The organism is Treponema sp. OMZ 840 (assembly GCF_050937815.1).
In the GTDB taxonomy this organism is placed as follows: Bacteria; Spirochaetota; Spirochaetia; order Treponematales; family Treponemataceae; genus Treponema_C.
The window spans coordinates 56743-82252 of the sequence record NZ_JACDIJ010000007.1 but is presented as its reverse complement, the minus strand read 5'-3'; the positions used below and the strand labels follow the sequence as shown (position 1 = coordinate 82252).

Annotated in this window: 24 protein-coding genes, 1 tRNA gene and 2 pseudogenes; 11 read left to right on the top strand and 16 right to left on the bottom strand. The window is 45.1% G+C overall.

All coding sequences use genetic code 11. The annotated features are described in order from the left end of the window. Positions 1 to 37: 37 nt before the first annotated feature. From H0R92_RS09890 to H0R92_RS09845, 10 genes are all read right to left on the bottom strand, one after another. Positions 38 to 829, bottom strand: a complete 792-nt coding sequence (locus tag H0R92_RS09890; protein WP_428770895.1) for a class I SAM-dependent methyltransferase — start codon at positions 827 to 829, stop codon at positions 38 to 40. A 292-nt stretch (positions 830 to 1121) separates the two neighbouring features. Next, positions 1122 to 2018 (bottom strand): AraC family transcriptional regulator, encoded by an 897-nt coding sequence (locus tag H0R92_RS09885; protein ID WP_432963960.1) that lies wholly within the window; start codon positions 2016 to 2018, stop codon positions 1122 to 1124. Between the two features lie 47 nt (positions 2019 to 2065). Next, the gene (locus H0R92_RS09880; RefSeq protein ID WP_432963957.1) at positions 2066 to 2425 is read right to left on the bottom strand and encodes a HepT-like ribonuclease domain-containing protein; all 360 of its coding nucleotides are present in this window, start codon (positions 2423 to 2425) and stop codon (positions 2066 to 2068) included. Continuing rightward, positions 2418 to 2888, bottom strand: a complete 471-nt coding sequence (locus H0R92_RS09875; protein ID WP_432963954.1) for a nucleotidyltransferase domain-containing protein — start codon at positions 2886 to 2888, stop codon at positions 2418 to 2420. Before H0R92_RS09875 ends, H0R92_RS09880 begins: the two co-directional genes overlap by 8 nt. A 147-nt stretch (positions 2889 to 3035) precedes the next feature. Then, a complete protein-coding gene (locus tag H0R92_RS09870) occupies positions 3036 to 3653 on the bottom strand; it encodes a class I SAM-dependent methyltransferase (RefSeq protein ID WP_432963951.1) in 618 nt (205 codons plus the stop codon). 26 nt (positions 3654 to 3679) lie between these two features. After that, complete coding sequence (locus tag H0R92_RS09865) at positions 3680 to 4129, bottom strand: GNAT family N-acetyltransferase (RefSeq protein WP_432963948.1); 450 nt, start codon at positions 4127 to 4129, stop codon at positions 3680 to 3682. Between the two features lie 22 nt (positions 4130 to 4151). Then, a complete protein-coding gene (locus H0R92_RS09860; RefSeq protein WP_432963945.1) occupies positions 4152 to 5999 on the bottom strand; it encodes a glycoside hydrolase family 2 protein in 1848 nt (615 codons plus the stop codon). Between the two features lie 24 nt (positions 6000 to 6023). Next, a complete protein-coding gene (locus H0R92_RS09855) occupies positions 6024 to 7340 on the bottom strand; it encodes an MFS transporter (protein WP_432964052.1) in 1317 nt (438 codons plus the stop codon). A gap of 336 nt (positions 7341 to 7676) precedes the next feature. Continuing rightward, the gene (locus H0R92_RS09850; protein ID WP_432963942.1) at positions 7677 to 8024 is read right to left on the bottom strand and encodes a DDE-type integrase/transposase/recombinase; all 348 of its coding nucleotides are present in this window, start codon (positions 8022 to 8024) and stop codon (positions 7677 to 7679) included. Positions 8025 to 8236: 212 nt separating this feature from the next. After that, a complete protein-coding gene (locus tag H0R92_RS09845) occupies positions 8237 to 8521 on the bottom strand; it encodes a transposase (RefSeq protein ID WP_432963939.1) in 285 nt (94 codons plus the stop codon). 98 nt (positions 8522 to 8619) lie between these two features. Between H0R92_RS09845 and H0R92_RS09840 the strand changes: the two are divergent. Further along, positions 8620 to 8880 (top strand): annotated as a pseudogene (locus H0R92_RS09840) (PD-(D/E)XK nuclease family transposase); the annotation flags it as partial. Here H0R92_RS09840 and H0R92_RS09835 read toward each other — a convergent pair. Next, positions 8770 to 9129: a hypothetical protein gene (locus H0R92_RS09835; RefSeq protein WP_432964055.1), complete on the bottom strand. Its 360-nt coding sequence runs from the start codon at positions 9127 to 9129 to the stop codon at positions 8770 to 8772. The pseudogene H0R92_RS09840 and the gene H0R92_RS09835 sit on opposite strands and share 111 nt — an antisense overlap. A 31-nt stretch (positions 9130 to 9160) precedes the next feature. Between H0R92_RS09835 and H0R92_RS09830 the strand changes: the two are divergent. Together H0R92_RS09830 and H0R92_RS09825 are read left to right on the top strand one after the other, a co-directional pair. After that, positions 9161 to 9556 (top strand): annotated as a pseudogene (locus H0R92_RS09830) (hypothetical protein); the annotation flags it as partial. 296 nt (positions 9557 to 9852) lie between these two features. Further along, on the top strand, positions 9853 to 10710 hold the full coding sequence (locus H0R92_RS09825; RefSeq protein WP_432963936.1) for an Rpn family recombination-promoting nuclease/putative transposase: 858 nt from the start codon (positions 9853 to 9855) through the stop codon (positions 10708 to 10710). A 239-nt stretch (positions 10711 to 10949) separates the two neighbouring features. On the opposite strand, the gene H0R92_RS09820 is transcribed toward H0R92_RS09825, so the two are convergent. The 5 genes from H0R92_RS09820 to H0R92_RS09800 form a co-directional block, all read right to left on the bottom strand. Continuing rightward, positions 10950 to 11654, bottom strand: a complete 705-nt coding sequence (locus H0R92_RS09820) for a Bax inhibitor-1/YccA family protein (protein ID WP_432963933.1) — start codon at positions 11652 to 11654, stop codon at positions 10950 to 10952. A gap of 172 nt (positions 11655 to 11826) precedes the next feature. Further along, a complete protein-coding gene (locus tag H0R92_RS09815; RefSeq protein ID WP_428771049.1) occupies positions 11827 to 12432 on the bottom strand; it encodes a DUF4340 domain-containing protein in 606 nt (201 codons plus the stop codon). Next, positions 12429 to 14540: a Gldg family protein gene (locus H0R92_RS09810; protein ID WP_432963930.1), complete on the bottom strand. Its 2112-nt coding sequence runs from the start codon at positions 14538 to 14540 to the stop codon at positions 12429 to 12431. The genes H0R92_RS09815 and H0R92_RS09810 overlap by 4 nt, the downstream gene beginning before the upstream one ends. Then, positions 14540 to 15250 carry an ABC-2 transporter permease gene (locus H0R92_RS09805; RefSeq protein WP_432963927.1) on the bottom strand — a complete coding sequence of 237 codons (711 nt, stop codon included), beginning with the start codon at positions 15248 to 15250 and terminating at the stop codon, positions 14540 to 14542. Before H0R92_RS09805 ends, H0R92_RS09810 begins: the two co-directional genes overlap by 1 nt. Further along, positions 15247 to 16206 carry an ABC transporter ATP-binding protein gene (locus H0R92_RS09800; protein ID WP_428771052.1) on the bottom strand — a complete coding sequence of 320 codons (960 nt, stop codon included), beginning with the start codon at positions 16204 to 16206 and terminating at the stop codon, positions 15247 to 15249. Before H0R92_RS09800 ends, H0R92_RS09805 begins: the two co-directional genes overlap by 4 nt. Positions 16207 to 16447: 241 nt before the next feature. On the opposite strand from H0R92_RS09800, the gene lon reads away from it, so the two are divergent. The 8 genes from lon (at position 16448) to H0R92_RS09760 (ending at position 25473) form a co-directional block, all read left to right on the top strand. Beyond that, positions 16448 to 19006 (top strand): endopeptidase La, encoded by a 2559-nt coding sequence (gene lon, locus H0R92_RS09795; protein WP_432963923.1) that lies wholly within the window; start codon positions 16448 to 16450, stop codon positions 19004 to 19006. Positions 19007 to 19146: 140 nt separating this feature from the next. Next, positions 19147 to 20520 carry a citrate/2-methylcitrate synthase gene (locus tag H0R92_RS09790; RefSeq protein WP_432963920.1) on the top strand — a complete coding sequence of 458 codons (1374 nt, stop codon included), beginning with the start codon at positions 19147 to 19149 and terminating at the stop codon, positions 20518 to 20520. Between the two features lie 82 nt (positions 20521 to 20602). Further along, positions 20603 to 20968 (top strand): bactofilin family protein, encoded by a 366-nt coding sequence (locus H0R92_RS09785; RefSeq protein WP_432963917.1) that lies wholly within the window; start codon positions 20603 to 20605, stop codon positions 20966 to 20968. 8 nt (positions 20969 to 20976) lie between these two features. Next, positions 20977 to 21693 carry a tetratricopeptide repeat protein gene (locus H0R92_RS09780; protein WP_432963914.1) on the top strand — a complete coding sequence of 239 codons (717 nt, stop codon included), beginning with the start codon at positions 20977 to 20979 and terminating at the stop codon, positions 21691 to 21693. After that, a complete protein-coding gene (gene mtaB / locus H0R92_RS09775; RefSeq protein ID WP_432963911.1) occupies positions 21690 to 23234 on the top strand; it encodes a tRNA (N(6)-L-threonylcarbamoyladenosine(37)-C(2))-methylthiotransferase MtaB in 1545 nt (514 codons plus the stop codon). The genes H0R92_RS09780 and mtaB overlap by 4 nt, the downstream gene beginning before the upstream one ends. Positions 23235 to 23331: 97 nt before the next feature. After that, positions 23332 to 24132, top strand: coding sequence for a hypothetical protein (locus tag H0R92_RS09770; protein WP_432963908.1), 801 nt, complete (start codon positions 23332 to 23334; stop codon positions 24130 to 24132). Positions 24133 to 24148: 16 nt separating this feature from the next. After that, positions 24149 to 25324 carry a hypothetical protein gene (locus H0R92_RS09765; RefSeq protein WP_432963905.1) on the top strand — a complete coding sequence of 392 codons (1176 nt, stop codon included), beginning with the start codon at positions 24149 to 24151 and terminating at the stop codon, positions 25322 to 25324. Positions 25325 to 25400: 76 nt separating this feature from the next. Further along, positions 25401 to 25473 (top strand) — tRNA-Lys (locus tag H0R92_RS09760). Positions 25474 to 25510: the final 37 nt, after the last annotated feature.

The window sequence follows — 25510 nt, the reverse complement described above, 5'->3', positions numbered from 1 at the left end:
AACTTTATGAATTCCGTAAAATCCGTTTGCGGCCGTTTTACTTTTTGCCGACCAAAAGAGTTGACCCCGACAGCAACAGCACCTTTGCTTCGGCAGGCGTCATAAAAAGTCCTTGCGCCGTATCGATAAGTTCGGCTTTTTCATAGCCCTGCTTTTTTAAGGTTTCGATAAAAGCTTGCATATCGCCGTAGCGGGCGCTTGACATTAAATCGTGGATCGCAAAGGTGCCGCCCTTTTTTAAAACGCGTAGCGTTTCCAAAAGCAGCTGCTGCCTGTCGCTTACGGGAATATTATGATACACATAGTTGCTTGTAACCGCATCGAAGGTTTCATCTTTATAGTCGAGTTTTACCGCATTCCCTTGTACAAAATCGGTATTGGAAACCCCTTCGGCTGCGGCGTTTTTTTCGCACAGCGGTTTATTAAACGAAGCGTATTCTTTACCCCAGCGGTCAAGGCCCGTCATAAAGGCGTCAGGATTTTTTTTCGCGCATGCGATGGTTAAAGCGCCGCTTCCGCAGCCGACATCCAAGCCCCTGCCGCCTTTCGGAAGGCTGACGTATTCCGCAATACCCTGTATAATCCGGCGCGAAAGCTGTCGTTTACCGTTATATGAAAAAGCGCAGTATGCGTTGACTGCCCATGCGGTAAAGAGGGCACAGGCTGTAAATGCCGCCGCGGATACAATGCCGGCTATGATGCGCCCTATACCGGCCGTTGCGATACCGCATATACCGAAGATAACAAGGCATGCAAGGGTAAGGCCGCTCAATACGAAAAGAACATATAACATTCCCTTTGGAACCCAATTTTTATAATCCGCCGTCATTGTAACCTCCTATAAAAAGTCAAAAAAGAGCGTTAAGTTTTGATAGGAGTATCATAATATAGAAAGATGTGTTATGCAAGAGTTCTATATAACTAACTTATGTGTCCGATTCGTAATATAAACACTCGTCTGTGTTGTGCAAAACGTGCCGTTTTAGCGCTTCCTTATGCTTTCGGCGCTCTGTCTGAATTCCGTATTTCGCGGCACCTATAATGCAGCACAGCGCGCAGATAAAAATAAGCGCTTTATATGATGTTTTCATATTTTATCCGGGCGCAGTGTAACACGGTTTTTATTCTTTTACAATCGGTACCCACAGTTCCATGTTGTAGGACGGCGAATACATATCGCCTTCGGCATAGACTTCAAAGTCGGGGCTGCCGGCATGACGGTATCCGTGTTCGGGAAAAAAAGTTTCCATAACATACTTCCAGCCTGCGTGTATACAATCGGGAACCGGCCCGTTCAGCGTAACAACCGCGTATTCGGCTTCCGGTACTTCCAAAAATGAAAGGCCGAGTTCTTCCGCCCGTTCCCTGTGTTCCGCGTCGGGCAGTACATCGTAGGCCGCCGTATAGGTAAAACTTTTGCAATCGCTTACTTCGGTACATATGCCGAAACTTTGACCGTTTCCCAGTTTTGCCAATACCTCGTGCGGCGCTTTGGAAAAAAGCTTGTTCCATAATGCGGGGAAATCCTCGGGCGCGCTTGCCGTTCCGCCGACACCCGCAACCGTAAAAGCTTTCTTTTTTTCGATTTTAACCTTCATCGTTTGACCTCCTGTAAGGGTTAAAGACAGGCGCAACGGTGAAAACGATTGAAATTCTTTTCCGTGTTTGACTTCGCTCGGAGATGCATAGTGAAATTTTTTAAACGCGGCGGCAAAGGAGTCGGGAGATTCGTACCCGTACAAAAGCGCAACATCGATAACCTTTTTATCCGTGTTTCTCAAGTCGGCGGCCGCATGGCTCAGTTGTCGAAGACGTATATATTCGCTCAAAGTGTAGCCGGTCAATATCGAAAAGAGACGCGAAAAAAGGGCAAACGAATAACGTGAAAGCCGTTCGATTTCTTTTTCGTCGATTGTTCCGTCAAGTTCGCTTTCGATGTAGTCCATTGTTTTGTTAAAAGAATTCATCATATTCATTTGTTCCTGCCGTTTACAGAATAACGTAAAAAGCCGTTCCATACCCGATATTTTTTGTACGGATTTTTAAGGGTACATCTACATTGGAATTAGTGTATTGCGGGATGGATTTGATCGGCAATCTCTTTCAGCTCAAGCAGCATTTTAGGGATGTCATTCTTGACAGTATCATATATCACCTTTAAATCAACATTACCGTATTCATGAACTATTTTGTTCCTCATGCCCTTCACGGCTCTCCATTGAATACAACTATAACGGTTCTTAAATTCGTCCGTGAGTTTATCCGAGTTTTCCGCTACCTGAATCAGCCTGAACATAACGGAATCAATCAGAACCTCATTGTCTTTTAGCTCTTCCTGCGTAAAGCTTTTTGTGTGCTCAACAATAAAAGCTAAATCGGTGATAATTTTCCCAATGTAATATCTATTATCTTTTTTATTATCCATATATTTTTATTCCGTCTTTCAGTATTTCATTTACCAAATCCATGTTATCTTTAAGCTGTTCCCGATTTAATACATCAACCTTTTTTTGCAAACTTTCTCGTAAAGATTCCACCAAGTCGTAAAATTTAATGCCTGAAATAGATGTAGAAATCAGAAGATCTACATCGCTGTTTTCAGCAGCCTTCCCTTTGGCATAGGAACCGAACAGATAACAATACTCAATATCAAAATTTTCAAATATAGAAGTACAAACTTCTTTTATTCGAGAAACAGTTAAGATTCCGTGAGTTTCATCTACAAAGCCGTATTTTTCCAATTTTTGCATCATAAATTCATACTTCATAGATGTAGACTTTACTTTATCCGTTTCATAATTCTGGTAGGTGCGCAGAGGAATGCCGAGATACTTGGCACATTCAAGTTGGGTCAGCCTTTTTTCTTTGCGCAGTTCTTTCAATGTCATTATTATCACCCCGATAACACTTATACCATTGAAAATCAAAATACGCAAGATAAATACGCAATTTTTGCATATAATTATAAGATTTCCTACGCAATCAGAGCCGTTTTTTCGTTTCCGGCAGCTCTTCGTGCATTGTCGTGCATTGCTTTAGCCGATGCCGTGATTTTTCCTGTTTTCGATGACGGCGAGTGCGCAAGGCAGCCTGCCTTCAATTAAATCGTATGTTGCGGTATAGCCCGCTTCGGCAAAAAAAGCCTTATAGCTTTTGTACGAAAATTGGCGTTTAAAAACCGGGCCGGGTTTTGCGGCCGCCCGTGCAATGCGGTTTGTCCTGCCTTCCGTTTTGCCGCTCATATAGGTGGGTATAATAATTTTTCCGCCGTTTTTACATACCCGCTCCAACTCTTTTAAAGCCGCATAGGGGTCATCCAATAAGTGAATGACGTTTGCGGCAATCACCGTATCGAAGCGATTATCCGGATAATCAAGCTTCATAATATCGGACACGGAAAATGCCGCATTTTTATAAGCCTTGCATTTTTTTTGCGCCCGTTTAAGCATGTTTTGCGAAAGGTCGCCGGCCGTAAGACTTTTACACTTAGGCGCTATACAAAGGCTGAGCATACCCGTTCCGCATGCGCATTCAAGTACTTCATCTTCGGCATCAATCATAGACGCGATTTTTTCGCACAGTTTTTTATGCACTTTTCCGTTGTACAGATACGCAAATAAATCGTATATAAAAGCAACCTTATCCCAAATCACGAAAGCTCCTTTTTTTTAAATCCGCATTAATCCGTAAGTTTTTTTTCCAAATATATCATATCGATAAGGCGCACCCCGGCTTCGATAATCGGCTGTTTATAGTTATCGGTAAAAAAATTCTTTACGGTATATGCTTTTTTAAAGCCGCATTTTTCGTAAAAGGGAAGGGTCAGGGGGCTGTCGCCGGTTCCCACGCGCAAAATTGAAAAAGAAGCGGCGTAGGTTTTGCCGATAAAGTCTATAAACTTTTTTCCGTATCCCTTGTTTCTGCTTAAAGCGTCAACGGCAAGGTTTTTTATTTCCAAAACGCCGTTTCCTTCGTCGGTTACAACGCATACCGCTTTTACGCCGTCATCGTTCAAAACGTATAAGGTTCCGTGTTCCAAATAACGGTCAATCATATCTTCCTGCTCGTCGGCAATCAGCAAAAGCGGAAGAAAGCGTTTTTTGTTTTCGGTTATTTTTTCAAAATGCACGATTGCCTCCTTTTAGAGCGTGTCATGTTGTGCGCTTTTCAAAGATTTCAGCCAAGGTATGCGCAATTTCCCTGCCGAGTGTAAGCTCAAGCTTTGTTTCCCTTCGGTCATAGGTAAATATACCGTTTATTTCATCTTCCGCATCGCTTACCTGCGTATAGATTGAAGCGCTCAAGCCCTGAGCGATTGCGGGAAACACATCTTGTTCGTACAGCTTTTTGATACCCTCGTTTAATGCTTTTTTATCAGAAAACATTTTATAGCCGAATAACATATCCGAACTCATATGTCCCGCAATCGGCAAACTGAAGCCGCCGAATTCGGTAAGAGCCAACACGCGCCGGAACTTGTCGCGCTTCGGACGGAACGATTTATAGTAAATGTGATAACTGTGAAAATCGCCCGCACCCTGATCGAAATAACCGCTTGCATGGTCGATTAAGCGCGTTGCGTCCTTGTTGCGTACAAGAACAGCGGTGTCGGCGGCATCGAACTGCCCCCAGCCCTCGTTAAAGGGAACCCATACGGCAAGGGAAGTTATGCCGTACAATAAATCGATTGTACGCTCCGCATCGCGCATAAAATTTTTACGGCCCGCTTCGCTTGTTCTTCCGTGAAGAGCATAGCGGCTTTTCCCGTCCCTAAAATTAAAGCCGAGCCAGGGAGCGTATTTTACGACAAAGTCTTTATAAGGGCCGCCGCCGCTTACAAAGTCCTGCCACACAAGCATACCGATTTTATCGCAATGGTAATACCAGCGAAGCGGCTCAATCTTTATATGCTTTCTGAGCATATTAAAGCCCATGTTTTTAAGCGTCTTAATTTCCCATATCACAGCCTCATCGGAGGGGGCGGTGTACATGCCGTCGCTCCAATAGCCCTGATCCAAAAGGCCGTGATGAAAAATCGGCTTTCCGTTTAAGCTTAAAACGGGCCCCGCTTTACTATCGAGAATACCGAATTCCCTCATGCCGAAATAGGAGCGCACGGTATCTTTTCCCGCTTTGATTTCGACATCGTATAAAAAAGGACTTTCCGGGCTCCAGCTTTTAAAGTCGTCAGGCATTTTTACAAGGGCGCGGTTGTTTTGAAAAAGGCCTTTTGCAACCGCTTTGTCCCCGTCAAAGATTGTAACCGAAGCATTGCCGGTCGAAGAAGTATTGGAGCCAAGAGGGGGATTGGCGTCAAGAGGGGCGGAACCTCCTCCGCCAATAAAAAGTTCCAGCTCAACCGCAGCCTCTTTAAAGCGGGGGGTGATTTTTATATTCTCAATGTAAGAGGCCGGAACTTTTTCGCACCATACCGTTTGCCACATACCGCTTTGCCCCGTGTACCAAATCTCCCCGCGGTTGAGGGTTTGCTTTCCGTAAGCTTCATCGCCCGTATCCGTATCGTCGGTAACGCAAAGCTTAATTTCGGTTTTACCCGAAGATATATAATCGGTAATATCGAAATAAAAGGGCCAATAGCCTCCCGAATGAGTTCCCGCTTTGTGCCCGTTTACATATACCGTACAATGCTGATCGACCGCCCCGAAATGCAGTAAAAGCCTTTCGTCCGCCTTACATTTTTCAAAGGAAAACGCTCTTCGGTACCACAGCGTTTGTCCGGGAAGGAGCTGTTTTCCGACGCCCGACAAAAGACTTTCGGGCGAAAAGGGAACGGTGATTGTTCCGTCCCATGTTTCGGGAATCTTTTCAGTTTCCGTTATTACGGAGCTTTCAGTTATTGCATAGTCCCACAGGCCGTTTAAGCACTGCCAATTTGCCCGTACAAGCTGAGGGCGCGGATATTCGTTTAAGGGACAGTCGCGATTCAGGTTTTCGCCCCAGGGCGTTAAAAGCTGCTTTATGGGTTTATTTTTTCGCACAGTTTTTCTATCCTTATGAACGCCTTATGAACGGCTGCGATTTTTGCGCTTATTGTAAAGCTTCGCCGCAAAATACAGGGGAATAAGGGCGCTTAGGGCCAAAACCGCGCCCCACATATAGATTGACTCTACAGGAATGTTTTCGGTTATGCCGAATTCGTTTACAACCGAACCGGCCCCTTTTTTTACGATGATGTTTCCGATTATTGTTCCGACAATCATCGGCGTCAGCACAAAAAAGAGAATGCGCATTCCTTCAAACTGACCGCGCGAGGTTTCGGGGTACAGCTCTTTTACCCACATCGTCATCGATTGGGTTACAAGGATTTGACCCGCACCGGCTAAAAAAACCGACAAAAAAAGCGGACTGTTTTGCACGGCGAATACGGTTCGGGTATCGACCGAAACGGGACTTATAAAAAAAGATAAAATACACAGCCCGATACTGTTAAGAATAATTGCGCAGGCTGCAAGGCGCGGTGTGCGGCTTTTATTTATAATGCCGATTGCGGGAATAACGAGTAAGGATGCTGCAAGCAAACTCACGCCCTGAATGATTCCCATGCGCGAAGCGTCAAAGCCCATGCGGTAAATCATCCAGTTTCCCATATGAACAAAGTACACGTTAAACGAAATAAAAAAGACGGCGCTTGTTATACAGGCAAGCATGAGCTCTTTATGCGAAAAAAAGCCTTCGGCCTTAAAAACCGATGCAAACTGTTGTATAAAAGAGCCTTCTTTATGCGGCTTTAAATCGGGTGAGTCTTTTAACAAAAACAAAGAAAGAACGCCCGTACCGATGACGAACAAGCCCATCGCCCAAAAAAGACGCTGGTAATTGTTTTCGGCTCCGATTAAAAGACCGCCGAGCACCGTGCCGACTATCGTTCCGATAACGGGCTGAATTGCAAGCACCGCCCCGACCTGTCCGCGGTTTTTATCCGTCGTCATGTCGTTGCTCCACGCGTTATAGCCCGAATCGTTTGCCATGGAACCGAAAAAGCTCATAAAATCGTCGGCGAGGATAACGAGGACGGCCGCCCACACGGAAACCTTTGCACCCGTTCCGACATGCCCGCGTCCTGCAAATTCGGTCAATCCGAAAAGGATGGTTGTAAAGCCCCAGATGATGTAGCCTATCGAAACAAAGCGGCGCCGTTTTCCTATTCTGTCAGATACGGTACCGAAGATAAAGGTTGAAAAGGTTGTTACCAGAGCGCTTGTAATAACCATGAGTGTTACGATAGAAGAATCTTTTGCGATTTTTGCATACACAAAGGTGTTGAACCACTGATTTTCGATGTTCCAGCACAGCTGCCCTGCAAGTCCGAGTGTCCACATTAAAAACCAAAAGCGTTTTGTGCCGATACCGCTTATGCCGTTTTCGGCTTTTTTTTCAACATCCACAGCCCTTTCCTCCGATACACACTCTAACAAAGGCCGCTCTTTAAATCAAGGTTTAAAATTCCGTGCGGCGGAATAGAGATTGTCCGAAAAAGTCCGCCTTCGGCCCCATCCCCGCTGCACACAACCTGCCGTTTACACATAATCCTTGGAAAAGTCAATACTAGTACAGTCCCTAAAGCCCCTAAATTTATAATTAAGCAGCTTTTATTGAAGCAGCTTTTTGCCTATATACGGAAGGAGGATATCCTCCTTCATTAAAAGTATTTATTCTTAACCTGTTGTAGTAGACCATGATGTAACGCCATACAATTCTTTTTTCATATTATCATCCATCGCAACCGAAATGATTTCTCCTGCAAAGCAATCCAGTACCGGTGCTATATAAAGAGTTCCATCTTTGCAGGCAATTTGTGTAATGTCGGTAAGCCATTTTTCATTAGGTTTTGAAGCGCTAAAGTCTTGCTTAACCAAATCTTCACACTTTTGAGCCTTTTTATCGGCTTTTGTAAGATCGTCAGAGCTTTTTCTGCTCTTATGAAGCAGATTTCCTCTTCTCATTATCCTTAATACTGTTGAACGCGAACATGTAATTCCTTTTTGTTCCAATGCTATTTTCATTCTTGTTACTCCGTAGTTATTATTATCCTCATGTTCTTCAAGGATAGTATGCATTTCGGTCAGAAGAAGCTGCCATTTTTTCACTGTATGGCGATTTCGTTTCCACTTGTAATAGCCTGATTCGCTGACACACAGAGCTTTACACAGGCTTGCCGTTGACAGTTGTAGTGTCTGACAGCTATTACAAATATAGTTAAAAATCAGTTTCTTTGTTACTTGTTCTGACCTTTGACGAAAAAACGTAGAGCATCCTGTAATATTCGTACCGTCTCTTTAAGTTCCCTATTCTCTTTTTCCAGTGTCCGCTGCCTTTCGGTTTCTGTCATACCGCTTTTTCCGACTGTGTCTGTGCAGTTGTCTTTATAACGATTTTGACTCTTCCTCCAGCCGCTGAGCGTATGATAGCTGATACCCAAATCCTGCGAGGCTTTGCGTGTGCCGATTTCATCGGACAACTGCAATGCCTGTGCCTTAAATTCCGTACTGTACTTATTCATGTCTTTCCCACTATACCACAGAGGGGCTTCTTATACTGTACTTTTATGATAACTGTTCAGAAGTCTTAAACCCCAAAACCGACTGGGTATTCAAGTTGATGTTTTCAAAGGGTGAGGAAGGAAACAAAGCACTGATCAGTTTTCTTAACGCCTTTTTGAAAGAAACCTACGGTACTATACGCAAAGCGGATATTCTCAACACCGAGCTTATTCGTGAAAGTCCCAAAGGTGAAACCTATCACCTGGACTTACTCGCCAAAACCGACAACGGTCTTATTGTAAACATCGAAATGCAGCAGTTTTGGAAATCTTCCGTCCTGCGCAGAAATCAGCTCTACCTTGCGCGTGCCATTGCTAAAAATCGTACGTCCTGTACGATTTTTAGCTTCAAGTTTCGCAAGCGAAACTTGGGGATATATAGCCTTTGTCGCCCTCCATGGCGGTATGCAAAAAAAGAAACGAGGTATACGTTTAGATATTAGATGAAGCAGGTGCCGAAGCGTGGACAGCGCGCGCAAAAAAATCTGCACAAGCGAAGCGCGGTATCGGTCAGCGAAGCTTCCAGACAGCCTTTTGCGCGTGTGTCCGAGCGCATCGGCAAAATGCATCTTTATGAACGATATCTCCTCTCTTCCTTTTGTTGCGTTAAACGAACTTATCGGCTATACTATGAGTAAGGATATCGCGGATTACACGGCAAAGGATTTTTGGATACGGTTTTTGAGCAACTACGCGGAAGACAAACAAAGCGGTATGCTTAAAAAACTGTGTACATTGGAGGAGGGCTTGGAAATGGCGGAAGCGACATTATGCAGAGTAACCGAAGAAGAGCGGCGTATAGCGTGGGAATTATCCACACAGCACTATTACGATATCCTTGCCGATGAACGTGCCGAAGGCAGAGAAGAAGATATTTCCGAAGGTGCCCGGCAAACAAAACTTGAAACTGCACGGTTAATGCGGCTTGAGAATCTTGATATGAGCTTGATTTCAAAAGTTACAGGACTTTCCGAAGCCGAAATTGCGGACTTGTAAAAGACAGGATGTTTTATGTGCGGTATTTTGCCGGTCCAAAACGTCGGGGATATAAAACTTTACCGAACGTCCTGTTCGGGATACAAAATAAATTCATAGTTTTTTTCCGGAAAAAGTCTATTTTTTTGTCAACTGACGTCTATAATGTTTAAAGAGAGCGGCTGAAATATCGCCGCTCTCTTTAACTCGAGTTTACAGCAGGACAGTGTCCTGCTGTAAACATCGTGGATAATCAGCTTTAGGTTCGCAATTCTGAAGAATTGCTCACCGGTGAAACAGTATAGGAAAGGTGAAGTATGACAAAGGCTAAATCCGCTGACGTGTTCAAAATCACTCTGCGCAACGATTATGCGTTTAAAAAGGTATTCGGCACGGAAGAAAACAAGGCTGTCTTACGGGATTTTTTAGACTGTGTGCTTGATATTCCGGCTCAAGACATTGAAGACTTGGAACTCTTGGATAAGGAGTTCCATATTGATTCCGTAAATGATAAAACGGGGATCTTGGATGTAAAACTGCGTCTTAAAAACGGTACCATAATTGACATTGAGATTCAAAACAGGTGGAATGATGAGTTTGTCCAGCGTACCGTTTTTTATTGGGCAAAGATGTATACAGAGAATTTACAAAAAGGTGACATGTATACAAAACTGCCCAAGTGTATTACAATAAACATAGTCGGTGAAGGTTTTAAGTTAAATGAACTACTTCACAGTGAATATCGGGTTCTGGAAAAACGGCTTTACACTGAGCTTTCCGATGAACTTGAGATTCACTTTTTGAACTTAGCTGCAGCAAAGAAACAGCCGGTACAGGTCGAGTCCGATGAGAAAACCGGACGGCTGGTAAATTGGCTAAAGTTTATAGAAACCGACGATAAGGAGGTGCGCGCAATGCTTGCCGATAATTCTCCTGTTATGGAACAGGCAAATGAAACGGTGGATGTGATGCTCCAAGACCCGAAAGAGCGGTGGCTGTATGAAAACCGTATGAAGTATGAACACGATAAGGCCTCTTGGGAACATTTCGGTTATACTAAAGGTGCCCGGCAAAAAGCTTTGGAAACGGCAGCGGTAATGAAGTCGATGAATTATCCCTTGGGTGATATTCACAAAATCACCGGACTTTCCGAAGAAGAAATTGCGGACTTGTAAAAGACAGGATGTTTTATGTGCGGCGTTATGTCCGTCAAAACATCGCATAAAAACAGCTTTAAATTCGCAATTCTGAAGAATTGCTCATACTTGAAAACAATAGCAACCATACAGCTAATAGCTGTATAAGCCGGATTCCAAAGGCCGGCGAGGCCTTTGGCTGTGCGGGAAAGTGAGAGGGGGCAAGGGGAGAGAGGAAACCCTGCCCAGAACGGGGTGTCCTCTCTCCCCCTTAATACTCATCTTTTCTTTCCGAACAATCTCAAAAGCGACAAAAAGATGTTTACAAAGTCGAGGTAGAGTTGTAAGGCTCCGATAATGGCGACTTTTTGGAAGTTTTCGCTGCCGTCGGCGTATACCGAAATCGTCATAAGTTTTTGCGTGTCGTATGCGGTAAGGCCGGTAAACACAACCACCGTAACAATCGAAATAAGCCAATCAAGCTGACTCGACCTGAATATGATATTGATGATTGAAGCGACGATAATTCCTATTAAGGCCATCATTAAATAGCGGCCGGCCGAACGCAAATCGCTCTTTGTTTTCATTCCGTATAAACTCATACCACCGAACATCAATGCCGAGGCTAAAAATACCTTTGTGATTGAAGCGCTCGTATACAACAAAAAGATTGATGCAAGGGTTAAGCCGTTTATAAGCGAATAGACTATAAAGGCGCCCGCTGCGGCGTTCCGGCTCATTTTACGTATCCGTGCCGACAGGGTAATAACCAGGGCGAATTCGGCGATAATTAAACCGAAAAATACAATCGGATTGCCGAATATCAATTTGAGCATTGTTTGACTGTTTGCCGTTATAAAGGCCGCCGCTCCGCTTATTGCCAAAGCGAGCATCATCCACCCGTACACACCGCTTATAAAGCGGCGCCGTACGTCCTCGTTTGCTTGTTGCAAGCTGATTTTTTGTACATTATAATCCATCATTTACCTCCTTAAGGTTTTAATGTTACATACCTGCGTTTTTTTGGGCGGCTGAATCGGGCTTTACGGGGTTCCGCCTTTCGGCTCCATTCCTCGCTGCACTCGGAAGCGGGCGCGGCTGCTTTGCCGCCGCGCCCGCCCCCTCCAATCCCTGCCGCATAAAAACCGTTTCCGCCTATTGTTTTTCGGCGGTTTCAAGTTCCGTTACCGGTGCCTCCCGTTCGGCTTCGCCCTGTTCGGCGTGCGCCTCGGCGGGGGGCTGTTCGGCCGCTTTCAGGTTTTCGGCCTTTTTTGAAAAGGTGCCCTGCAAATCTCCTGCGGCAAGCAGTACCGTTTGCGACTTATCGAGAACCGCATAGGTTTGCATGGCCGTTCCCGCCGTCTTGCCGACAAGGATTGTTCTAAGTTCCTTACCGTCTTTAAGTGCGCGCACTTCAATCGCGTGTGCCGTATCCAAACCGAAGCGTTCTGCGTCCTCGATTGAACCGACCTTACCCAAAACGCGCACCTTTTGTACGGCATCGCTTATTTCCCGGGCGGCGTATGTGTCGGCGGCAGTTCCCGCTTCGTTTTCCGACTCGATAAGCCATGCATCGCCTTCTTTTTTCAAAGCGTAAAAGCCGCCGTCGGCAAGCTTTACTTCTATTCTGTCGGCTTCAAGTTTTAGAGCTTCGTCACTCACGGCGTTTTTCCTTTCGCCGATTAACTGCAAAGCGTATACCAGCGCCAAAACCGCGGCGGCCGAAAGAAGCAGTATTTTACGAAGTTTCAGCATATTCATTGTACAGCCTCCTGTGCGTTTTCATCCTGCGCATAGCGTTTTTGTATGGCTTTTGTGCGCCGCTTTTTCATGTGCCGTCCGATAAGTCCTGCAACGGCGACAAGCAAGGGCAGAATATATTGGTTAAAAAGTTTTGCAACGGCGGCCGATACGGGTTCAACCTTATCCAACACGTTCCGCGAAAGCCCCTTGCTTCTCATATAGCAAAAATCTTCGCTGCCGTTTAAAAAGTCGAAAACGTTGCGTACAAAAACGGCTACGGGCTGTCCCCCCTCTTCGTCGATTAAGGCGCCGCTTGTAATCTTTGAAGAACCTGCAACAAAAACCGCCGACCTTTGTATGCCGGACGATACATGCGCTTCGGAAACGAGGGCGTTTTGAGCGCCGGCGGAAGTTTTAGCTGTGCCCGCAGCATCCGCCGTCCCGGCCTTTTCGTCATTACCTTTTGCCGGAGCGTTTGCAAAAGCGCTTTTAAAAGAGCCTTCCAAAAGAACGGCAAGATTGTATTCGCCCATGTTTTCTTTTGCAGGCGGGAAAATATACGAGGGATCCAGCGCGGTAATTTCTTTTTGCAGCCAGCTTTCTTTGCTTGTTTTTGCAAGTACGTGAGCTTCAGCACCGGAAGCCGAAGCCGCATCGTTCAGCGTTAGGGCGCCGCTTTGCAAAAAGAGAACGTACGACAGGTTCGATGTTACCGGATGGTTGTTTTTCAAACCGCTTTGATGTATAACGGGCGCAAAATAAAATTCGGTTTTTCCCTTTCCGGGTGCGCTTTGGCTGTAGCACTGTTTGTCCATCACATAACCTTCGGCCGGCTCAACGCCGTAAGCCTTTAAAAGCTTTTCCAGCCCCGTTGCGTTTTTTTCGTATGAGGGCGGCATACCGTAGTACATCGCCATTTGGTCCTGCTTTTCTATAAAGGGGTCTAAAAAGACCGCAAGCTTTCCGCCCTTCATAACAAACTGGTCTATCTTATACAATTCTTCTTCGCCGAATTCCTCGGTAGGCCCGTTGATAATCAGGGTCGATATGTTTGAGGGAATCTCTTCTTCGGCGGTGCGTATTTCTTTAAAACCGTACATATCGGAGGCATAGGCGGCAAGGTTTGCGGCTCCCGATTGTGCATCCTGCAAGCTCAATTCTCCGTGGCCGCTTACATAGCCGATTTCGGTCGAACGCGACACCAAAGAGGCGAGGTTTTCCGTAATGTTTTTTTCCAAATCGTCCAAGCCCGCAATTCCGTAAGAACCGAACAGGCTTTGCGACATCTGCAAAGGAATAAGGCGGAAAGTGTCATTGTACGAAAGCACCAAACCGATAATGCCCTTGCCCGTTGAACCGTCCTTATTGTTTGTCCAGCGGATAAGGGGAATGCCGTAGGTTTCGCTTAAGCTTTCAACATCGGCTTGCGCGGGCTTTACGTAATTATAGCGTATGCGGTTCATATTGGCTTTGTTTACCGCCTCAGCCGCCTTGGACACCGAAGGTTCAATCGAAGAAAAGCCTTGAATATTAAAGGCTGCCAAATCTTCGCTTAAGTAAAGGTTTAAGTCCGCCTGTCCTTTTAAGCCTGCAAGGGCGCTTACCGCATTTATCATCGAAGTCATTTTTGTCGTCAGCTTGTATTCCAAACCTTCCGAGCTTGTAATGCCGTCGAGGATTTCTATGCGGTCGGCATAGGTAAGCACCAAGCCCATCCATACGTTTTTAAAGCCGACTTCGCTTTCTTTTAATTCCTGTATTTGAATTTGATTGAGCCGGTACGAGCGCGCCATAGACTGACTTTCGGGATTGTTCATATCGAAGGTTTCCCACGAAAATTGTTTGTTTGCAGCTCCTGCATATTCGCTTAATAAATCGCGCACATATTGGGCGGTGTTATTGTACGGAGAAGGCAGGTTTGACGAAAAAAATACCTTAACCGAAAGCGGCTGTTCGAGCGTGCGCACCAGCTGTTTACTCGACTGCGACAGGGAATAGGACTTGCTCTTTGTGGTATCGATGCGGAAAAAAGAGCGCATACCCGCAAGGTTCAACAATACTAAAACGATAATAAAAAGTAAAAAATCGCTTTGAGGCCCTTTAAGCCACCGTATAAATGCTTTCATTATGCAGCCCTCCGCGAATCGACGGTTTTAACCGTCAAAGTTAAAAATAAGGCGGTAAGTGTAACAAAGTAAATAAGGTCGCGGCTGTCGATAATGCCCCGGCTTATCGAGGTAAAATGAGCGCCCGCGGAAATATACTGTAAAACGCTTACCAGAGATGCCGGTAAAAAGAGCAAAAATTGGTCAATCATCGCCAAAAGCACACAAAGGGCAAAGGCTATAAAAAAAGCGACTATTTGATTTGCACTCGATGCCGAAGCGAACAAGCCCGCGGCGCAAAAGGCGGCCGCTAAAAAAAGGGCGCCGATATAACCGCAGACGAGGGGGCCTGCTTCAAGGCTTCCGAAAGAGGCTGCCGTAATTGCGTAGGCGAGGGTGGGAACCGTCATAATAGCCGTAAAAATAAGGGCTGCCGCAAATTTACCGATTACAACGTCAACGGCGTCGACCGGAAGGGTCATCAGGGTTTCCAAACTGCCGCTTTTGCGTTCTTCGGCAAAAAGCCGCATAGTTACCGCCGGAATAAAAAAAGCGTAGAGAACGGGCAGTATCGAAAAAAACTGCCTCAGTTCCGCGCGGTTTGCCAAAAAGAATACGTTAAAAAATAAAAAGCCCGAAATGAGCAAAAACAAACCGATAACGATGTAGGCAACCGCTCCGGTAAAGTAGGCTCCCAACTCGCGTTTTATAATAGCCGATTTTACGTTCATGCTTCGCCTCCTGTCGTCAATGTGCGGAATACGTCTTCAAGGCTGTTCCGTTGAAGCGAAAGTTCATACAAGGCCCAGCCTTTTTCCGAGGCGGTTTTTGCAATATCGGGGCGGATTTCTTTATCCGCATCGACGGATACGCGCACCCCGTAGATACCGCTTTTTCCGCTTAAAAGGGTTTCGCCGAGGGGCACTTCAAAGGCCGCTGCCGTTCCCTTGCCGCTCAGTTTTTCGACCTCTTGTATCAGCTCTTTTTGCGAGCCGGCGGCGGCGACAACGCTCACCGAAGCGCTGCGCATATAGCGGCTTGCAAGTTCCGAGGTGGGGCTGTCGGCTGCAATCTTCCCGTGTGAAATAATGATAACGCGGCCGCAAAGCATTTCAACTTCGCCCAAAATATGGGTCGATATGATAACCGTACGCGTTTTTCCCAACTCTTTAATAAGACTGCGCACTTCGCCGATTTGATTCGGATCCAAGCCGCTTGTAGGCTCGTCGAGTATGAGGATTTCAGGGTCGTTCATAAGCGCGTGGGCAAGACCGACTCTTTGGCGGTACCCGCGCGAAAGTTCCGCGATGTTTTTATGCATTACATCGCTTAAGCCGCAGGTACGGCATAAAAAGGGCACCCGCTCTGCGGCGTTTACGCCCTGCATGGCGGCAACGTAATTCAAATAGTCTTCGACAATCATATCGCCGTACAGGGGGGCCGATTCGGGCATATAGCCTATTTTACGTTTTGAGCCCCGTTCGTCTTCCCGTATGTCCCGGCCGTCGATTGTGATGGTCCCCGCATCGGGACTTAAAAAGCCGGTAATCATCCGCATGGTGGTTGTTTTACCCGCTCCGTTCGGCCCCAACAAGCCGACAATTTCTCCGGTACGAATGGAAAAACTTATATCGTCGACTGCGCGGAAAGAACCGAATGAACGGGAAACATGCGCCAGTTCAATCATAATGTTATCCTCTTAATCAGTAAATCAATCTATTCTATAAAGGTAACAATTCCCGCCGATTTCGTAAAGTACCGCTGCGGACTTTTTTGTCTATTGCTTAAACGGTGGGTTCGGGCTTTTTTTAACGGCGGAAAAAACTTGCCTTTTCCCGAAAAAATGTAGATATTTTAATGTAGATATTTTATAGTATGTACGGACGGAATGCGCTGCTGCGGCTTTGTATTCCTTAGGAGTTTTTTATATGGCAGAACAAACCATTGTACCGGCGGATCAAACCCTTTCAAATAAATTACGTTTAATACCGCTTTCGGGGCGCCCGATTTTTCCCGGTATATTTACACCTCTTATGATTAATTCGGCAGAAGATACAAAGGTGATAGAAAGCGCCTATACCGAAGACGGCCTTATCGGTATTGTTATGCTTAAAAGCGAAGCGGAAACTCCTGTTGTGTCCGATTTACATCAAGTAGGAACTGCGGCACGGATTATAAAAAAAATCAATTTACCGGACGGCGGCGTTAATATTTTTATTTCGACAATTAAACGCTTCCGTATACGCAAAGCGCTCAGTCAAAAAAATCCGATGGCCGTTGTTGTCGAATATCTTGAAGACGAAGAAGATGCAACCTTTGAAGTAAAGGCTTTAACCCGTGCCTTAATAAGCGAAATGAAAGAAATTTCGGAAAACAATCCTCTTTTTTCCGAAGAAATGCGCTTGAATATGGTAAACATTGACCATCCCGGAAAAATAGCCGACTTTATAGCTTCCATTTTGAATATCGACAAAGACGAACAGCAAAAAGTATTGGAAATGCAAAATGTACGCCAACGTATGGAAAGCGTTCTTGTATTTATAAAAAAAGAACAAGAGCTGTTGCGTATTCAAAAAAAGATTCAAACGGAGTTAAACGATCGTATTGAAAAAAATCAGCGCGAGTATTTTTTAAAAGAAGAGTTAAAATCCATTAAAGAAGAATTGGGCATGACAAGCGATGCCAAAAGTTCGGATTTTCAAAAGTTTGAAGAAAAAATTGCAAAATTCCGGTTTGAAGGCGAAATTGCCGAAACCGTGACCGGCGAGCTTGAAAAGTTTTCTCTTATGGATCCGAATTCAAGCGAATATATCGTTACCCGGAATTATTTGGACACGATTGTCAATTTGCCGTGGGAAGAACCGGTGCCCGAAAATTACGGCATGAGCCAAGCGCGTAAAACACTGGATGAAGATCATTATGGGCTTGAAGATGTTAAAAAGCGCATAGTAGAATATCTTGCCGTAAGAAAGCTGAAAAACGACAGCAAGGGTTCCATTTTACTTTTAGTCGGTCCGCCGGGAGTAGGAAAAACCAGCGTGTGCCGTTCCATTGCCCGCGCAATGAATAAACCTTTTTTCAGATTTTCGGTAGGCGGTATGCGCGACGAGGCGGAAATTAAAGGGCACCGCCGAACCTATATAGGCGCTATGCCCGGAAAAATCATTCAAGGGTTAAAAATCGTAAAAACCAAAGCGCCCGTTTTTGTGATTGACGAAGTGGATAAAATGGGTTCAAGCTATCAAGGCGATCCGTCAAGTGCGCTTTTGGAAGTACTTGATCCGGAGCAAAACGTTGCATTCCGCGATCACTATTTGGATATACCCTTTGATGTATCTAATATTTTATTTATGCTTACCGCAAATTCTCTTGACGGAATTCCCGAACCATTGCGCGACCGCGCGGAAATCATTCATCTTTCGGGCTATATCGATCAGGAAAAAATCGAAATAGCCAAACATTTTTTAGTGCCGAAAAGTTTGCAAAAAAACGGTTTAGCTAAAAATCAAGTACATTATTCTAAAGGCGATTTGCTTTTTATCGCCAATTCCTATGCACGGGAAGCCGGTGTGCGTAATTTTGAAAAAAATCTTGATAAAATTCACCGTAAATATGCCGCCGAATTGCTTGCAGAGCCTGAAATATCTTCTCTTATGGATAGGGTGTATGCTTTAAAAGATGCTTCACAAAAAGAACTTGAAAAGCGTATTGAGGATCAAAAAGCGGCTGAAGAAAAAACAAGGGAAGCGACAAAAGACGTTCCCGATACGGGCCGTAAAGAAAAAAAACCGAAGGAATTAAAGCGTATTATAAGCGAAGAAGAAAAAGAATCTCAAAAAAAATTAAACCGACTTTTATCGCGTCCGCTTACTCCCGGTAAAGTGCTTATCGAACATTATTTGGGTAAGCCCGTGTTTACCGATGAAGATAACCGTAAAAAGGCCGACCGTCCCGGCACGGCAATAGGTCTTGCTTGGACGAGTATGGGCGGAGATACGCTTTTGTTGGAAGCTTTGACGATTCCCGGAAAAGAAGGCTTTAATTTAACCGGCCAAATGGGAGATGTTATGAAAGAGTCGGCTTCGATAGCAATGAGCTGGGTACGCTCATACGCTATAGAACATAAAATAAAAGATGCCGACTTTTTCGAAAACCACAAGATTCATTTGCATATCCCTGAAGGCGCAACGCCCAAAGACGGACCTTCTGCCGGTATAACGATGACGGTGGTCTTATTATCGCTTTTAAAGAATAAAACCATACGTAAAAATCTTGCGATGACCGGCGAACTTTCATTAACCGGCCAAGTGCTTCCCATAGGCGGTTTAAAAGAAAAAACGGTTGCCGCTCGACGAAACGGAATAAAACATGTTATTATACCTAAGCAAAATATGCGCGATTTGGATGATATTCCCGAGCATGTAAAAAAAGGAATAAGCTTTTATCCGGTAACGCATATGGAAGAAGTTCTCGCTTTAGCGTTTTAATAACATGCCGGTTTATTTAGTGCAACGTAATCGGTCCTTTTAAATTTTAATCGGTATCGAAATATCGGTGCCGAAAATCCGATTATTCTAAATCCGAATCGTTGCTTTGCGCCGTTTTATACAAATTTAAGGAGGACTTTATGAATTCCGATATAAATGTCCAAACGATTATGGCCCGATACAGTGAATTTGTATGCGCATCCGATAAAATCGACAGTGAATTATATACAAAGTATGAAGTAAAGCGCGGCTTGCGCGATATAAGCGGCAAGGGTGTTTTGGCGGGATTAACCGAAATTTCGGCTATTATCGGTTTTGTCGTTGAAAATGAAGATCTCATCCCTTGCGAAGGCAAGCTTTTTTACCGCGGCTATAATATAAATGATCTTGTAAACGGTTTTATCGATGAAAACCGATTCGGTTTTGAAGAAATTTGTTATCTGTTGGTTTTCGGGCACTTGCCTTCGGCCGAACAATGCAATCAATTCCGCCTGGTACTGAGTTCATGTATGGAGCTTCCCGAAGACTTTGTACGCGGTACCATTTTAAAAACCCCCAGCTGCGATATGATGAACTCGCTTGCAACAAGCATTTTAACCTTGTACACATACGACGAAGCGGCGGATGATATATCGATTCCCAATGTTATCCGCCAATGCTTGCAGCTTATTGCCCGTTTTCCCGGTCTTATGGTATATGCCTATCAAGCTTATGCCTATTACTATAAAAAACAAAGCCTTGTCATCCATCCTCCTTTGCCGGAACTTTCATGCGCCGAAAATATTTTGCACATGCTTCGTCCCGACAGTTTTTATACTCCGCTTGAAGCATCCGTTTTGGATTTGGCTATGGTTCTGCATGCGGAACACGGCGGAGGAAATAATAGTACTTTTACAAATCACGTTGTAACATCGTCGGGAACGGACACATATTCTGCGGTAGCCGCTTCTTTAGCTTCTTTAAAGGGGCCTAAACACGGCGGAGCAAGTATAAAGGTCAGCCAAATGTTTGCCGACTTAAAGCGTAATGTAAAAAATTGGGACGATGAAGATGAGCTTTGCCGATATATAGAACGCTTGGTCGATAAAGAAGCTTTTGATAAAGCCGGACTTGTTTACGGTATAGGTCATGCGGTTTATTCGCTTTCCGATCCGCGTGCGGTTATACTAAAAGAATGGGTTGAAAAACTGGCAAAAGAAAAAGGAAAAGAAGATGAGTTTAAACTCTATGACGCCGTTGAACGGCTTGCTCCGGAAATTATCGCTGAAAAACGCAAAATGTATAAGGGCGTAAGTGCAAATATCGATTTTTATTCGGGGTTTATGTACAGTATGCTTAATTTGCCCGAAGAACTTTTTACCCCGCTGTTCGCCGCATCCCGGCTTGCCGGATGGTCAGCCCATCGTATGGAAGAATTGGTAAACGGAGGAAAAATTATTCGTCCCGCATATAAATCCGTTATGCCGTATAAAAAGTATCTTCCGCTATCCGAACGTATATATTCGGATACTTGATTTGCAGCGCATTAAGCTGCCGATTTATCGGTGTCGGTACTTTGTGTTGACTGTAACGCACCGTTCAGTGTATTATTAAACAATGTTTGAAGTAAAAGATACCGATTTTTTCGATTTGGAAGAAGATGATTTTGATACGGTGCTGGCCTCCGATATCACTTTTTCCGGTACTATTCGTTTTGCACGGCCTTTTATGATAAAGGGAACGATGGACGGTTCCATCAATGCAACGAGCGATTTGGTTATAGATGCGGCGGCTGTCGTTAAAGCCGATATTATTGCACAGCGGGTGTTGGTTCGGGGTAAGGTTACCGGTAATATCGAAGCAAAGGGCTTGGTTTTTGTTTCCGCCGGCGGTGCGGTTTTCGGCGATATTACATCGGAAAAAGTGGTACTCGAACCGGGCAGTGTATTTTCCGGCCGTTGTACTATGCTTCAAGGTTCGTGAGGTGTATTATGAATAAAAAAATTACGGCACTTTGTATTTTTTTATACGCTTTTTCGATTTTTTGTTTTACTCAGGAAAATACGGTTCCTTCAGGAAATACTCAGCAAGCGCAAAGTCCCGCTCCCGTGCAGGAAGCCGCGCCGCCGGTTCAAAGCGCTCCGAAGCAAAAACCTGATGCCCTTAAGTTGTATTCCGCCGGCCGCTATGCCGAGGCTATAGCGGTTTGCGAGCAGGAAATAAGTGAAAAACCGACCAACATTGAATCTTATGTTGTGTTATGCTGGAGTTTAGTGCGAAACCGCCAATATTCCGAAGCTGAATATTGGGCTTTACAGGGACGTAAAATATCGCGCTATGATCAGCGTTTGGTTGAAGTGTTGGGAGAAGCAAAATATTTTTTGGGTCAAAACCGCGAAGCGCTTGCTCTTTTTCAAGAATACGTATCGCTTGTCGGCGAAAAAGGCAGCCGGCTCGGTGAAGCATATTATTTTATGGGAGAAATCTATATACGCCTTGCACGCTATAATCATGCGGATATCGCTTTTTCACAAGCGGTGCGTACCGAACCCTTGTACGATTATTGGTGGACACGGTTGGGCTATGCGCGTGAAATGGCCGGCAACTTTTCCCTGTCGCTTATTGCCTACGAAAAAGCTTTGGAGCTTAATGCGGGGCAAGCGGATGCTTTGCGCGGCAGGGATAGGGTTCGTTCCCGCTTACAGTGACTTTATTTTCTTCTTTTCAAAAACCGATAGTACGGTTTGAAACTCTCGGTTGTAAATTAAATCAAATAGAATCGGAATCGGCCGCGCATTCTTTTGCGGATGCCGGTTTTGACTGCCGTATGGACGGTATAAATTCTTCTTTTCCCGGCGACACGGTAACTTTTTTATGTATTGTAAATACGTGTACGGTTACCGCAAAAGCCGAACAAAAATGCCGCCGCATTATACGGCTGCTTTTGGAAAAATACCCTTGTGCGGCTGTTTTGATTACGGGCTGCTATGCGCAGCTTGACGGCGATTTTTTAGCGGCTATGGATAACCGCATTGCCGTTTTGGGAGGAAGGCATAAAGACGCTCTTATCCGCCTTCCGGCATTTTTACGTTCTTTTATGTCGGGCGCTGCTTTGTGTTCCACAGAAGCGGCCGCTTCCGTGCCGGCTTGCAAAGATGTTTCCATGCCTGTTTTTGAGGCCTCTTGCGAGTCGGCTTTTGCATTGGCCGCACAGCTGCGCGATTTATATAAGGGCAGCTTCGATACGGACAAAAAATGTACCCCCGTACAGCCGCATACAGGGCGGGAAACCTTTGCTCTTTCTACCGACACTTTTTTGCAGCATTCGCGGCCTTCTCTTAAAATTCAAGACGGCTGCGATAACCGCTGCTCTTATTGCCGCATTTGCCTCGCGCGCGGCCCCTCCCTGTCATTGCAGGCGGATAGGGTGCTTGAGCGCGTTTTACAACTCGAAAAAATCGGTCACAGAGAAGTAATCCTTACGGGTGTCAATATCGGTCAATACCGCTTTTCAAGCGAATCCGAACCGTTTTCCGGCGGACTTACTTTTTTACTTGCCTATCTTTTGGAACATACGGATACTATTTCGTTTCGTCTTTCAAGTCTTCATCCGCAAATTATAAACGATGAATTATGCGCCGTTTTATCCCATGAGCGTATTCGGCCGCATTTTCATCTTTCGGTACAGTCGGGAAGCGATGCGGTTTTAAAAGCGATGCGCCGACCCTATAATGCCGAATGCATAACGCGGGCGGTCGAACACCTTCGCCGCATAAAAAACCGGCCCTTTATCGCTTGCGATATTATTGCCGGTTTTCCCGGCGAAACCCGCGAAGATTTTGAAAAAACATTGGAATTGTGCCGTTTTTGTAATTTTTCATGGATTCACGCTTTTCCGTTTTCGCCGCGGCCGGGCACCGACGCTTGTAAAATAAAACCGCCCGTGCCGCCTGCCGAAGCCCGCGCCAGAGTGCAGGAACTCGGCCTTTTAGCTGAAAAACAAAAAAAAGCGTATATAGAAAGCTGTATCGGTAAGCATTTTAAGGCTGTAGTCGAAAAATTCCGTACGGGAGATTTACGCGCGGTTACGGAAAATTTTTTGCATGTGCGTATAAAACAAGCTGCCGCTTTTTCCTTAAAACCGCATTTTCCCCCTTCCGGCGGTACCGAAGTTTTGCTTTGTATCGATTCCGTAAACGAAGCCGGACTCAAAGGAGAAACGTGCGAAGCTTTTGCAGTTCTTTTATAAAATAAATATTGTTGTTTATTTTTAAATGTTGTGTTATTATTAATGATAAGAAATCTTACAAATTTGATAATCGGGTTAAATTGTAACAGGAGAAAACATGAAAAAGAAAAAAGTTTTTTATGCGGTTTTGCACGTTTTACTTTGTGCGGTTTTGATTTTATGTGTTTCGTGTGAAATGTTTACCACGTCTTTGGCAAAAGGTGCTCGGCGCAATCAAAAGGAATTCTTAAAAAAAGCTTCAGCAAGCGAATTGATTGCTTTTTCGCAGAGTTCCTATTCTTCTAATGCGGAAACGATGGCCGCCGTTTTGGATTTATTGAGCGGTAAAAGCGCCGATGAACTTAAAGGACTTTCTTTAACGGAAAAAGAACAAGCGCTTAATTTGACTTTCGAAGCCACCTTTCCCTTCAGCACGATTAAAAAAATCGGCGAAACGGCTGCGCAAGCGGGCAACAATAGCGTAAGCGGTGCGGATGTGAAAAATATGGTGGACGAAGTAATAAACAGCTTAAACAGCTTCGATACCGCCGCTTCCGCCGCCCTTTTATCCGATCCGGAGGCAATGCGAAAAGCGGATCCTTCTCAGTTGGCGAATGCCGCCGTTGCGGTTTTGCTGCAAACCACCGCAAGCGTATATCAAAATTTAACGAATAATGTTACGCCGGAAAATCTAAAAGCCAAAACCCCGCAAACTATTGCAAATGATATTCTCGGACCGGGACCTGATGCCGACGGTAAAAAAGCGGCTTTAAAAGCCTCGCTGGAAGCGCTGAAACTTTTATCCGGCGGTCAAGCGTACGACTCCGAAGGTACCGTTGTAGGCAGAACCATACAACCGGAAGATGTAAACCTTTTAGGTGTTGTTTCTCTTGCCGATGTATTAAGCCAATTCAAATAACAAAACGGAGCATAATATGAAAAAGTTTGCTAAATTTTCTATATACCTGTATGTATGCTTGTGTGCGGTTGTTTCCGCATTTGCCTATACGCCCCACCGTATTGAAGCGGTAGATACCCGTTCGGAAGCGTTCGGCGGCCCCTATTTTACGGACAGTTCTTCCGTATATGCTCTGTTTACCAATCCTTCCGCCCTTGCTTTTGCCGAAAACAAAACCTTGTGGCCTCCGCTTGCGGCAGTCGGTATGGGCGGCCCCCTGGATAAAATGTTCAAACTGGGGATGGACATTTTAACGAAAAAAGTTGACACAAACGATCCTGCCGCATTGTCGGTTCCCCTGCTCGATATGATAGGAGATTCCGGGTTTAATTTGAATATGAGGATCGGAGGCCCCCTGACTTTCGGCGCAATCCGCAATAATTTCGGCTGGGGCTTTGTAAATACCTTATATGCCCACGGAAATGTGTATTCGTTAATGAAGTCCGACATACGGGCGGGCGGTGATTTGGGTTTTGTCGCCGGTTACGGCTTCCCCCTTGATTTGGGTGTAGCCGGGGTTTTATCGGTAGGTGTTTCCGGCCGAAGCATGGTACAATTACAAGCGAATTACGTAAAAGGCGTTGCGGAATTGTTTGCCGGTACCGGCAATCCGCTGAGTTCCGTACCCGTGTATCTTTCATTCGGTTTCGGTTTCGATATGGGCGTGCAATACAAAATTTTTGATATGCTGAGTATCGCTCTTGTATGGCAGGACGCCTATGCCCCCTTATGGATTAAAAAATTTGAAACGGTTGAACAATTTGCGGCTTTTAGAGGCAGTCCTTTTAAATATGCTCAAGCGGAATCGAAGTTGGGGGCGGGCGTCGAACTTGATTTTCCGGTCGCCGAAGCGACAAAAAATATTGTATCGAAGTTAACCGTATATGCGGACTACAATAACCTGTGGCCGATTTTGCAAAAAAAGACTTTCTACCGCAATCCCATACTGGAGCTTTCGTTCGGAGCGGAAGCGGTACTCTTTAAAGTTCTTGCCGTCCGTGCAGGCGTAAACGATATGTATCCGGCCGCCGGCTTAGGCTTAAATCTCGGTAAATTTAAAATAGATGCTTCGGTATTCGGCAAAGAACTCGGCTTTGAGCCGGGCTATAATCCGCAGTTGAATGCAGGATTTTCAATGTCGATAAAATATTAAAAAATCTTGTAAAAGGGCATTGACACTTTTACCGAGATAAGGTATGCTGGTCGAGCATTCAATTATGAAATGCGATGGGCCGCTAGCTCAGTAGGTAGAGCAACGCCCTTTTAAGGCGTGGGTCACGTGTTCGAATCACGTGCGGCTCATAAAAAACCCTGCAAAATGCAGGGTTTTTTTATATAC

Excerpts from the sequence above, each read along its gene's own strand:
- H0R92_RS09890 (WP_428770895.1), bottom strand. The coding sequence starts at position 829 with ATGACGGCGGATTATAAAAATTGGGTTCCAAAGGGAATGTTATATGTT.
- H0R92_RS09885 (WP_432963960.1), bottom strand. The coding sequence starts at position 2,018 with ATGGAACGGCTTTTTACGTTATTCTGTAAACGGCAGGAACAAATGAAT.
- H0R92_RS09880 (WP_432963957.1), bottom strand. The coding sequence starts at position 2,425 with ATGGATAATAAAAAAGATAATAGATATTACATTGGGAAAATTATCACC.
- H0R92_RS09875 (WP_432963954.1), bottom strand. The coding sequence starts at position 2,888 with ATGACATTGAAAGAACTGCGCAAAGAAAAAAGGCTGACCCAACTTGAA.
- H0R92_RS09855 (WP_432964052.1), bottom strand. The coding sequence starts at position 7,340 with ATGTGGACACTCGGACTTGCAGGGCAGCTGTGCTGGAACATCGAAAAT.
- H0R92_RS09850 (WP_432963942.1), bottom strand. The coding sequence starts at position 8,024 with ATGAAAATAGCATTGGAACAAAAAGGAATTACATGTTCGCGTTCAACA.
- H0R92_RS09845 (WP_432963939.1), bottom strand. The coding sequence starts at position 8,521 with ATGAATAAGTACAGTACGGAATTTAAGGCACAGGCATTGCAGTTGTCC.
- H0R92_RS09835 (WP_432964055.1), bottom strand. The coding sequence starts at position 9,129 with ATGCATTTTGCCGATGCGCTCGGACACACGCGCAAAAGGCTGTCTGGA.
- H0R92_RS09825 (WP_432963936.1), top strand. The coding sequence starts at position 9,853 with ATGACAAAGGCTAAATCCGCTGACGTGTTCAAAATCACTCTGCGCAAC.
- H0R92_RS09820 (WP_432963933.1), bottom strand. The coding sequence starts at position 11,654 with ATGATGGATTATAATGTACAAAAAATCAGCTTGCAACAAGCAAACGAG.
- H0R92_RS09815 (WP_428771049.1), bottom strand. The coding sequence starts at position 12,432 with ATGAATATGCTGAAACTTCGTAAAATACTGCTTCTTTCGGCCGCCGCG.
- H0R92_RS09810 (WP_432963930.1), bottom strand. The coding sequence starts at position 14,540 with ATGAAAGCATTTATACGGTGGCTTAAAGGGCCTCAAAGCGATTTTTTA.
- H0R92_RS09805 (WP_432963927.1), bottom strand. The coding sequence starts at position 15,250 with ATGAACGTAAAATCGGCTATTATAAAACGCGAGTTGGGAGCCTACTTT.
- H0R92_RS09800 (WP_428771052.1), bottom strand. The coding sequence starts at position 16,206 with ATGATTGAACTGGCGCATGTTTCCCGTTCATTCGGTTCTTTCCGCGCA.
- lon (WP_432963923.1), top strand. The coding sequence starts at position 16,448 with ATGGCAGAACAAACCATTGTACCGGCGGATCAAACCCTTTCAAATAAA.
- H0R92_RS09790 (WP_432963920.1), top strand. The coding sequence starts at position 19,147 with ATGAATTCCGATATAAATGTCCAAACGATTATGGCCCGATACAGTGAA.
- H0R92_RS09785 (WP_432963917.1), top strand. The coding sequence starts at position 20,603 with ATGTTTGAAGTAAAAGATACCGATTTTTTCGATTTGGAAGAAGATGAT.
- H0R92_RS09780 (WP_432963914.1), top strand. The coding sequence starts at position 20,977 with ATGAATAAAAAAATTACGGCACTTTGTATTTTTTTATACGCTTTTTCG.
- H0R92_RS09770 (WP_432963908.1), top strand. The coding sequence starts at position 23,332 with ATGAAAAAGAAAAAAGTTTTTTATGCGGTTTTGCACGTTTTACTTTGT.
- H0R92_RS09765 (WP_432963905.1), top strand. The coding sequence starts at position 24,149 with ATGAAAAAGTTTGCTAAATTTTCTATATACCTGTATGTATGCTTGTGT.